We start from the raw sequence: 10,837 nt of genomic DNA on the forward strand, positions 1-10,837 counted from the left end.
TATAAATAGTGTTCGTTTCTGTCTATTAGACAGCCAATCACCTTAAACAGTTTTCTGAAATAAAAAAACAATTCTCATGAAGCTAGAAATCAGTTCACATTTTAGACACATTTTTTTAATCTAGGTTTCAGCCTTGCTTAATGTGTTCTTATTGAACGGACGGTATATTGATTAGTATTATCGTGTGAAATGGGGGGAACCGTGTGCTCGAAGTTAAAGGGATCAGCAAACGGTACGAGAACGACCGAGGGGTCATGGGTGTCGATTTTGGCATGCAGAGAGGTGAAATTGTCGGTTTTCTAGGGCCCAATGGTGCTGGAAAGACGACAACGATGCGGATGATCACTGGGTATTTGAATCCAACGTCAGGCAGCATACGCATTGATGGTGTGTCGATGCATGATCAGCCGAAGCAAGTACGACGTAAAATTGGTTACTTGCCTGAAACACCACCGCTTTATCCAGAAATGACGGTTTATTCTTACTTAAAATTTGTAGCCGATCTGCGGGATGTACCGTATCGGGCGCAGAAGGAACGCATAGGTGATGTTGTGGACAGGCTTGGTCTTCAAGGTCGTGAGAGACAAGTTATTCGTTCTCTTTCAAAAGGATACAAGCAGCGTCTTGGGCTTGCCCAAGCCATTGTGCATCAACCGGATTTACTCGTGTTAGATGAACCGACTTCAGGACTTGATCCAAAGCAAATTATTGAAATTCGTCAATTGATACGTGAGCTCGGGGAGAACCATACCGTACTTCTCTCCACACATATTTTACCGGAAGTAACTGCGATCTGTAATCGGGTGCTTATCATTAATAACGGCAGCATGGTGTTAGATGGTAAGCCGGAAGAATTAGGTCAGAAGATGGGCGAAAAGTTTGAAGTGTCCATGCAGGTCAAAGGACCTCTAATCGAAGTGGAACAAGCGATCAGCGATATTGGTTATCTCACAGAACCCATCCGTCAAGATGGCGAGGATACGGTGAGGCTGCGCCTTGCATCACAGGATGGAACGGATATTCGTGAGCCTTTATTTTATCGATTTGCACAAGGAGGATATCCGATTTTGGAAATGAAGCGTGAAAGCTTGTCCCTTGAAGAAATCTTCTTGCAGCTTACGCGTGAGGATGATGGATTGGATCAAGCGTCTGCCGATTTGAGTGTGACAAAAGAAAATTGTGATCCAGCTCTTCAGCAAGAAGAGGAGGTGGACAAGCATGCGTAAGACTTGGGCCATTTGCCGTAAGGAATTACAAACCTTTTTTTATTCCCCTATGGCGTATGTTGCATTCGCCTTCTATGCACTTTTGTCTGGGGTTATGTTTTATATGAATTTTGTAGGCATGCAGCCTAGTCTTGTTGATGTGCGCTACATTGTATCGAATACCGCCTTTATTTATTTGTTCATCATTCCATTACTCACTATGCGGTTAATGGCAGATGAATTTAGACAGGGCACAGATGAGCTGCTTTTAACATCCCCGGCGAGCTTGACAGAGATTGTACTTGGGAAGTATTTAGCGGCATTAGTCATGAATGGTGCGCTTGTTGTGTTCTCCTTTATTTATGCCTTGATCATGGCGGCATATGGGACACTCGATCAACCTATATTGTGGCTTTCCTATTTGAGTGTCTTTTTACTTGGGGCAGCGATGATGGCAATTGGTCTGTTCGCTTCCTCTTTATCGAGTAATCAGATGGTTGGTGGGATCATTGGGCTTGTAATCTTGCTTCTATTCTGGGTGATGGATGCCATCGGGAATAGCTTTACAGGTAAGCTCAAAGATATAATTGTTCAATTTTCAATAAGTGGACGGTCGATTAATTTGCAAAAAGGTATTTTGCATGGGGCTGATATTTTCTTTTATATCGGATTAACGATTGTATTCCTTGTGCTTAGCGTTCAAGTTCTTCAAAGAAAGCGGTGGAGGTAATGAGGATGAAACAATGGCTGCGCGGCACGAATGCCGCTGTCCTATCCGTTGCCGTCATCGGCATTTTTATCGCAGTAACGATGTTGTTAGGTTCCTTGAAAGGATTTCAATGGGATTTAACAAAGAACAAAAGTTTCACGTTATCGGATCAGACGAAAACTGCTTTAAGCGATCTTAAGCAGGATGTGCGAATTGTGGCGCTAACGAATGCAGGTGTCGGGCTCAATCATGAGGTGATGGATATGCTTCAAGAGTATAAGAAGCGTTCCTCTCATATTAAGGTTGAAGAATACGATATGACGAAAGAACCATCAATCGCCAAGCAGTATGATGTTGATGCGAATGGAACGGTTGTTTTTGAAAGTGGCACGCAAAAGAAAGTCGTTCATTTCTACGAAATGTTCATGGCAGATAATGCCACAGGTGGCTACTTATTTTCAGGTGAAGAGAAATTAACCGGGGCATTAACAAGCTTAACCTCGACTGAGAAGCATACGGTCTATTTTTTATCAGGTCATGAAGAAGTACCACTTGCGCAGATGAGTGCGCTTCGCTCCTCACTTGAAGGTGAGAACTATGTGGTAAAGGACCTAAATTTGCTTCGTGAGGGCGCGATTCCAGAGGATGCCGAAATGCTCTTCGTTGTTGGCCCAAACAAGGATTTGAGCGATAAGGAAACGGAGCTGCTTCGAACTTACTTAAACGGTGCTGGTAAGCTGTATCTATCTCTGGGTTTTAACAAAGACATGGCAACAGCATGGAAAAATATTGATGGTATTATGGCTGATTACGGGATTAAAGATCAGCATGCAATAGCGGTTGAGTCGAAGCAGAGCACGTTATTTGATCCACTCACAATCATTCCAGAATACGGCTCTCATACCATCACAGATCAGCTGGCAAAATATGATTTGATTACTTTGTTATCACTTGCAATTGGACTTAATCATGATGATGCGAATGAGAAATGGACAGCGACGCCAATTTTGAAAACAACAAATAAGGCGTACGGTGAGACGGATATCGCGCAATTGTCACAATCCAAGACAAAGCAGGATGATAAAGATATTAAGGGCCCAATGAACTTGGGTTATGTGGTGGAAAATAAGGAAGGCAAGCCGAAGGCCATCTTCCTTGGCAGTTCGACATTACTAATGGATGGTGAAATCAATAAGCAGGGCAATCGAGATTTTGCTTTAAATGCTGTGTCATGGCTGCAAGAAAAGAAAGATGGTGTAACCATTCGTCCACGCCAAGGAGCGAATTATGAGGTAGCAACTATGACACCAACTGGAGCGAAGACGATATTCTGGGGTACAATCGTGATCATTCCGTTGTTATTCTTGCTGACAGGCGGATGGATATGGTGGAGGCGTAGAAAAGGATGAAAAAATACATTCCAACCCTCCTATTGGTCGTCATTTGCATTGGACTTTTCTGGTATACAGGAGGGCACAACTTCTATGAGGCAACGGCAGAGAGTCAGCAAAAGCTTTTTGCTTTTAATCGAGATGATGTGAAGAATTTGACGGTGAAATGGAATGAGCAGGAAGTAGATGTCAATCGGCAAGATGACAATTGGGTAATGGAGAAGCCAGCAGCTTACCCCGTTAACGAGAACATGGTAAGCAGTTGGTTGGACGCCTTAAGCAGTATTACGCAGGATATGGTTGTGGAAGAGAATGCATCCGACTTGGGCAAATATGGACTAGAGAAACCAAGCGGAGAGTATGAGGTTAAATTGAAGGATGGCAGCGAGCAGCTCTTGTTAATAGGTGATGAGCTAGCTGTGAACGGGTATTATTATGCGGCAGTCGATCAATCGCGTAGGGTATATCGGGTAGGAGCTTCCGCTGTAGAAGCTCTACAGAAGGAACCACTCCAATTTATCGCTCGTACGCCAGTTTCTTTTGATTCGGATACGGTGTCTTCACTTCAGTTTCATTGGAAGCAAGATAAATGGGCATTGACCAAGACCGATTTGGATCAAACAGCGCTTGCAGCCAAGTGGAGACTGGGAGATCAAGAATTGGATGGAAGTAAGGCGAATATGCTCCTAGACAAAGTCTTATTTCTTGCGACAGAGGAACTGATGAAACCTGCTACAGATATCGCAATGAAAGCACCTGATCTTACAATAGAGATTAAAACAAGTCATGAGAGTGAGACGGGGAGTATGATCTATCATGGAAAATTGGACGGTAACAAAGTCTGGATCGTGAAGCAAGGCGGACAATGGGCTTATGCAGTACCACTTGCTGATGTACAACAAGCATTTGAACAAGTGAAAGACATGAAATAAACAATAAGCGTGCAAGAAGTAACCTGTGTCCTGAAAAGTGGATGCAGGTTATTTGTTTTGTCACAAATCTTTAGTCATGTATAAGGCTTGGACGTCATATACAAGTTACAGGGATGTCCAATCTAGAATAAGAGGTGTGTAACAGTATGAATAAAAAGAGATTAGTTATTGGACTAGCAGGACTGCTAGTACTTAGTGGAATTAGCACAGCTTGTTCGTCGGCTGACAGCACTGCAAGCCATCAACATGAGTCAGGGATGCAGATGAACACAAATACAACTGCACCTAATCTGAAATCAGATGTGAAAGGTAAGACAGAAGCCCCAACTATTGAAGCGCAGATCAAACCAGAAGGACGCAACGCTACCCTAACCTACACGGTTAAAAATTTCAAACTTTCTGGTGAGCATATGGACAAAGCGAAAGTCCCTAATGAAGGGCATTTGCACGTAACCGTAGATAACATGGAGAAAGCGAAATTAGGGGAAGAAAAGACGATTCGTTTAGAAAATTTAAAAGCAGGTAAGCATAAAATTGTTCTTAGTCTCCAGCAGAATGATCACACACCGCTAGGAATTACCAAAGAACTGGAAGTTGAAATCAAAGAGTAGCAAGCAAAGATAGGTTTTGTTAATGTAAAAGTCCTTCCAATAAAATGGAAAAGGGCTTTTTTTATTAACAAATATTTTACAATCTTTGTCAATGTGGTATGGTGAGAGGAGAAACTGGATAGAGAAGGAGTTAAAGGTGCGAAATGGGAGGTTGTGCATACCTATACAGGACTGCCGACTCTAACGAAATGAGATGAAATTGATTATAATGACAGGACAAGAAAGTAGTACGGCTAGCTGTGAATCCGGTATCCAATCATTACGTAACTAACTAGAATGGACTTTCCATTGAAAGGAGCGTTTCCGAATGCCAGACCCCGCAGAAAAACATAATCAACAATTACTGCTGCAAGAACTTGAACAGATGCTTCCTGAGTTCACTGACATCCATTCCTCATTTGAGAGATTAGCACCGATGATTGACCGATTTACACTCTTCATGAGACAGGGGTCTAACCTGGAGCCTCATAGCATTGAGCAATTTATACATATGATAGAAACAATGAAAGCAAATAGACGTCATTTCAGTGATATATATGCTATTCTCTCCGGTATGTACGTCACATTAAAGTATACATCAAGTCTGCTGAATATTCCGAATGAGGAGAGACCTTTGCCTGCAACAATACATACGGGTGCGAAACGTATCCATGATCTTTCTGAGTAAGCTTTTGATTTAGATGATAAAAAAGAAAATTACGATGAATAGAGATACACTGACCGATGAGGGGCAGTGTATTTTTTTCACAATGCATATAGATAATCTCTAGTTTTCACGCGGTAATCGACAGATTTGACAGGTGTACATGGGTAGAATAGACTGAGGTGAATAGTTCAGTTTGGGATGATTTTGAGGTGGAGGGAACCCGTTGATTATAGATACAAAATCATGGAGACACGTGTTTAAATTAGACCCGGATAAACAATTGACCGATGATCAATTAGAACACTTGTGCGTATCGGGGACAGATGGGATAATGGTAGGAGGATCGTCAGGCGTTACCTATGAGAACACGGTAGATTTACTGGCGCGCATTCGTCAATATGAGGTGCCTTGTGTGCTTGAAGTGTCACATCGCGATGCAATTGTACCCGGTTTTGATATGTACATGATTCCTGTTGTGCTCAATGCAGGGGATCCGGAATGGATCGTTGGTCAGCAGATGGAGGCCATCGCAGAATTTGGTTCAATAATAGATTGGGATGAGATTCTGCCTGAAGGTTATATCATTTTGAATGAGCATTCCACAGTTGCTAAAGTAACTTCTGCCAACACCAACATCGGTGAACGTGAAGTCGTGGCATACGCAAAGACAGCCGAGCGATTGTTTCGAATGCCGATTTGCTATATCGAGTACAGTGGAACCTTTGGGGATATGGAATTAGTCAGTCAGGTAAAAAGTACGCTTCGTCAGTCACAGCTCTTGTACGGTGGCGGTATCGATTCTTTTGAAAAAGCGAAGCTAGCTGCAGCGGCAGCAGATACGATTGTAGTAGGCAATATCATATATGAAAATTTAGATCAGGCATTGGCAACCGTTGCAGGTTGTCATCAAGGGTAAGGAGGTTACTTACGAAATGTGGAATCAACAGACGAATATAGTAGAAGCGATATCCAGGCTTAATCCTCCACAGCGTCAAGCCGTTGAAGCTGTGAGTGGACCTCTGCTCATTATGGCTGGAGCGGGAAGTGGAAAGACGCGCGTACTTACGCATCGAATTGCGTATTTGATTGCTGAACGTAAAGTAGCACCTTGGAGCATACTTGCAATTACCTTTACGAACAAGGCAGCTCGTGAGATGAAGGATCGGGTTGATAAATTGATTGGAGTGGCAGGCAACGATATTTGGGTATCTACGTTCCACTCGATGTGTGTGCGTATATTACGCCGAGATATTGATCGCATCGGTTATTCTTCAAATTTCACCATTCTAGACTCTTCCGATCAGCTTTCTACCATTAGAGGCATCATGAAAGAACAGAATATCGATGTGAAAAAGTTTGAACCGAAGGCGGTTCAAGCCGAAATTTCAACAGCGAAGAATGAACTTATTACACCTGACCGTTATGAAAGCAAGATCGGGGATTATTTTCAAGGATTGGTTGGCAAAATATACACTTCTTATCAGAAGAAGCTGAAGAGCAACAACGCCCTTGATTTCGATGATTTGATTATGAAAACAATTGAACTCTTTAAAGAAGTACCAGAAGTCCTCGATTTTTATCAAAATAAATTTCAATACATTCACGTGGACGAGTATCAAGATACGAACCGTGCTCAGTACATGCTGTGCCGTATGCTCGCTGACAAGCATCACCGGATTTGCGTCGTAGGGGATAGTGATCAATCCATCTATCGCTGGCGGGGTGCAGATATTACCAATATCCTTAATTTTGAAGAAGATTACCCAGAGGCGCAGACGATCTTGCTCGAGCAGAACTACCGCTCAACCAGCAACATATTGAAAGCAGCCAATGAAGTTATTTCGAATAATACAGGCCGCAAACCAAAGAAGCTTTGGACGGATCGTGGTGACGGCGAGAAGATTAAATTATATCAAGCCGATTCGGAGCATGCGGAAGGTTACTATATTGCAAGTGAGATTAGTCGTAATCGTGCTCGTGCAAAAAACTATGCCGATCATGCCATTTTGTATCGTACGAATGCACAGTCACGGGTAATTGAGGAAATTCTAATCAAATCCGAGATTCCTTATCAAATCGTGGGCGGCGTGAAGTTCTATGATCGTAAAGAGATCAAGGACATCTTGGCTTACTTACGATTACTATCCAATCCCAATGATGATATCTCTTTATTGCGTATTGTGAATGTGCCCAAGCGTGGCATTGGTGACACGTCGATGGAGCGGGTTTCAGAAGCTGCTGCACGTAGAGGCATCTCCCTTTCTTCAATGCTGGATGAAGTGGAATCGATCGAGATCACATCACGTGCTCGCAATGCACTAAGCGACTTCCGTGAAATTGTTTTATCCTTACATCATATGGTTGAATATCTTACTGTTACGGAATTAACGGAGAAGATGCTTGAGCTTACCCAATATCGGGAAGAACTTAAGCGTGAGAATACATTGGAATCCAAAGCTCGTTTGGAAAATATTGAAGAGTTCCTGTCCGTGACCATGGATTTTGAAAAGCGCAACGAGGATAAATCCCTCGTTTCCTTCCTGACAGATCTTGCACTTATCGCAGATATCGATGTCATGGATAAAGAAGAAGGGCCGCAAGATTCAGTCGTCTTAATGACCATGCACGCGGCAAAAGGATTGGAATTCCCTGTTGTGTTTATTGCAGGGATGGAAGAAAACATCTTCCCAAGCTCACGCTCCTTACTAGAGTCCGATGAGCTTGAAGAAGAGCGCCGCCTCGCATACGTAGGCATTACCCGTGCCGAGGCGGAGCTGCATCTCACATGCGCCAGAATGCGCATGTTGTACGGCCGGACTAGCGCCAACGCGCCGTCTCGCTTCCTTGCCGAGATCCCAGCGGATCTCGTAGAAGCGGCAGGCGCCGCATCAACTGGTGGTCGCTCGGGCTCCTCCAGCACGGGCTGGTCGCCCGCACCGCGCGGCGGCATGGCCGCGCGCGGAGAAGGCCGCGCCACATGGTCCGCGGCCGCACCAGGATCCGCCGGAACAAGCGGCGGATCAACCGCGACCTCCCGTGTGGTCGCTAAACCTGTGAGCACGGTTAATACCGTGCTCGACTACGCCGTGGGCGACAAAGTAGCCCACGGCAAGTGGGGCACTGGCGTCGTCGTATCCGTCAAAGGAACAGGCGACGATACCGAAGTGCAGATCGCGTTCCCGGCGCCCGTTGGCGTTAAGCGTCTGCTTGCCAAATTCGCCCCAATTACCAAAGTAACCGAATAATCGAGAGGAGGATCCTGCTTATGTCTGATGTTCAACAACAAATGAGCACGCTGATCGATACCATTAATCATCACAACTATTTATACTACACGCTTGATCGTCCAGAGCTTGCCGATGGGGAGTATGATCGGCTTTATGACCAGCTGGTTCAGCTAGAGCAAGAGAGCGGCATCGTACTTCCGAACTCTCCAACAGCACGCATCGGTGGGGATGTTCTCAGTGGTTTTACGCCGCATCGTCATCAAGCGCGTCTGTGGAGTCTAGACAAAGCTCAGAATGAAACCGATCTTGAGGCCTGGTACACGCGTGTCCGCAAGCTCATAAATGACTTCAATACACGTAATCCAGAGAATCCACTACCAGAGCCTTCTTTTGTCGTGGAGCTGAAGTTTGATGGCTTAACACTGAACCTGACTTACACGAACGGTACGCTTGTTCAAGCTGCGACTCGTGGAAATGGCGAAGTGGGCGAAGGCATCCTAGCACAAGTGCAGACGATCAAGTCCATTCCTCTCGAGATTCCATATAAGAGCGGTACAATTGAAGTGCAGGGCGAGGGTATCATGAACTTGTCCACACTTGCCCAATATAATGAGACAGCGGCCGAACCGCTCAAAAATGCGCGTAATGCTGCAGCCGGTGCACTCCGCAACCTTAATCCGAAGGTCACGGCCTCACGTAAATTGAACGCGTATTTCTATAATGTTGGCTTTACCGATGGCACACCTTTTACGAACCATCAAGAGATGGTGCAGTTCTTAGCCGACAATCGTTTTAAAGTCAGCCCTTACGTCCACTACGTCGACTCTATTGAAGCTGTTACCACGGAATTGAACAAAATTGCTGAGAAGCGTAACAGCTTTGACTTCCTTATTGACGGGGGTGTTGTGAAGCTAACTGACATGCGTACGCGTGAGGTGCTTGGATATACAGAGAAATTCCCACGTTGGGCGGTTGCCTTCAAATTCGAAGCCGAAGAAGCGACGACCATCTTGGAATCTGTTTCGTGGAACGTTGGTCGTACAGGAAAGGTGACGCCTATTGCAAAGGTTGAAGCTGTTGAGCTTGCAGGCGTTACCGTTCAGAACTGTACACTGAATAACATTGGTGACATCGAACGTAAGAACCTGAGGTTTGCATTGGGATCATCCGTTTTCATTCGTCGTTCGAATGATGTGATTCCTGAAATCCTTGGCAAAGTAACCGACGAAGCGGATGGCGAGGAGATCGTTTTCCCAACCCAATGCCCAGACTGTGGATCAGAGCTGGAGCAGCGTGGCGCTCATTTGTTCTGCCCGAATCGTCTTGGCTGTTCGCCACAGCTGATTGGACGTATCACCCACTTTGCTTCACGAGATGCCATGGACATTGAATTTTTTAGCGAAAAGACCGCCGAACAACTACATCAAGAGTTGGGTGTACGCGACCCTGCTGATCTTTACACATTAACTAATGATCAATTACTGGGTTTGACACGCTTCGGTGCGAAGAAAGCATCTAACCTATTAGATGCTCTAGAAAAATCCAAAACCCGAGATTTGTCCTCCTTCTTGTTTGCACTTGGTATTCCGAATACAGGCAAGACTACGACCAAAGTGCTCGCGGATCACTTCCGTTCATTAGAAGCACTCATGGCGGCTTCCCAAGAGGAACTCATGTCACTGCATGACGTAGGAGCGATTGTTGCGGATTCGATCTACTCTTTCTTCCGTGATGAAACGATGCTGAACAGCGTGAACCGTCTTCTCGCAGCAGGCGTAACGCCGACGATGCCAGAAGTATCCGAACAGCAAGCAGCAGATACCGAGCACCCTTTCTATGGGAAGACTATCGTTATAACTGGATCATTTGAGTCCTTTAGTCGGGATGAAGCTGGGCGCAGACTTGAAGCACTAGGTGCTAAGGTCACAGGTTCAGTTTCCAAAAAGACCGATATCGTCATTGCCGGCGAAAGTGCAGGTTCCAAACTAACGAAAGCACGCGATCTCGGTATCGCGGTTATTGATAGTGAAGAAGAAATATTGAAGTTACTGGGTGAAGCTTAGAGTAAATACGAAAGAGCGAGAGTCGCCTATCACTGGCAGCATTCTCGCTTTTT

The 10,837-nt window shown here is 44.9% G+C and carries 9 protein-coding genes; all 9 read left to right on the forward strand.

Annotated features, from left to right (window positions below):
• Positions 1–203 precede the first annotated feature (203 nt).
• The 9 genes from ACSBOP_RS01050 to ligA all read left to right on the forward strand — a co-directional run bounded on the left by ACSBOP_RS01050 (position 204) and on the right by ligA (position 10,784).
• On the forward strand, positions 204–1,226 hold the full coding sequence (locus tag ACSBOP_RS01050; RefSeq protein WP_442602682.1) for an ABC transporter ATP-binding protein: 1,023 nt from the start codon (positions 204–206) through the stop codon (positions 1,224–1,226).
• Positions 1,219–1,935 (forward strand): ABC transporter permease subunit, encoded by a 717-nt coding sequence (locus ACSBOP_RS01055; RefSeq protein ID WP_442602683.1) that lies wholly within the window; start codon positions 1,219–1,221, stop codon positions 1,933–1,935. The genes ACSBOP_RS01050 and ACSBOP_RS01055 overlap by 8 nt, the downstream gene beginning before the upstream one ends.
• A 5-nt stretch (positions 1,936–1,940) precedes the next feature.
• Complete coding sequence (locus ACSBOP_RS01060; protein ID WP_442602684.1) at positions 1,941–3,323, forward strand: GldG family protein; 1,383 nt, start codon at positions 1,941–1,943, stop codon at positions 3,321–3,323.
• Entirely contained in the window at positions 3,320–4,237 is a 918-nt protein-coding gene (locus tag ACSBOP_RS01065) for a DUF4340 domain-containing protein (RefSeq protein ID WP_442602685.1), read from the forward strand. Before ACSBOP_RS01060 ends, ACSBOP_RS01065 begins: the two co-directional genes overlap by 4 nt.
• A gap of 146 nt (positions 4,238–4,383) precedes the next feature.
• Positions 4,384–4,848 carry a hypothetical protein gene (locus tag ACSBOP_RS01070; RefSeq protein ID WP_442602686.1) on the forward strand — a complete coding sequence of 155 codons (465 nt, stop codon included), beginning with the start codon at positions 4,384–4,386 and terminating at the stop codon, positions 4,846–4,848.
• A 307-nt stretch (positions 4,849–5,155) separates the two neighbouring features.
• Positions 5,156–5,515 (forward strand): hypothetical protein, encoded by a 360-nt coding sequence (locus tag ACSBOP_RS01075; RefSeq protein WP_442602687.1) that lies wholly within the window; start codon positions 5,156–5,158, stop codon positions 5,513–5,515.
• Positions 5,516–5,717: 202 nt separating this feature from the next.
• The gene (locus ACSBOP_RS01080; RefSeq protein WP_442602688.1) at positions 5,718–6,410 is read left to right on the forward strand and encodes a heptaprenylglyceryl phosphate synthase; all 693 of its coding nucleotides are present in this window, start codon (positions 5,718–5,720) and stop codon (positions 6,408–6,410) included.
• Positions 6,411–6,426: 16 nt separating this feature from the next.
• On the forward strand, positions 6,427–8,739 hold the full coding sequence (gene pcrA, locus ACSBOP_RS01085) for a DNA helicase PcrA (protein ID WP_442602689.1): 2,313 nt from the start codon (positions 6,427–6,429) through the stop codon (positions 8,737–8,739).
• 20 nt (positions 8,740–8,759) lie between these two features.
• Complete coding sequence (ligA, locus tag ACSBOP_RS01090; protein WP_442602690.1) at positions 8,760–10,784, forward strand: NAD-dependent DNA ligase LigA; 2,025 nt, start codon at positions 8,760–8,762, stop codon at positions 10,782–10,784.
• Positions 10,785–10,837: the final 53 nt, after the last annotated feature.

It is taken from the genome of Paenibacillus sp. KN14-4R, assembly GCF_052180255.1.
In the GTDB taxonomy this organism is placed as follows: domain Bacteria; phylum Bacillota; class Bacilli; order Paenibacillales; family NBRC-103111; genus Paenibacillus_AM.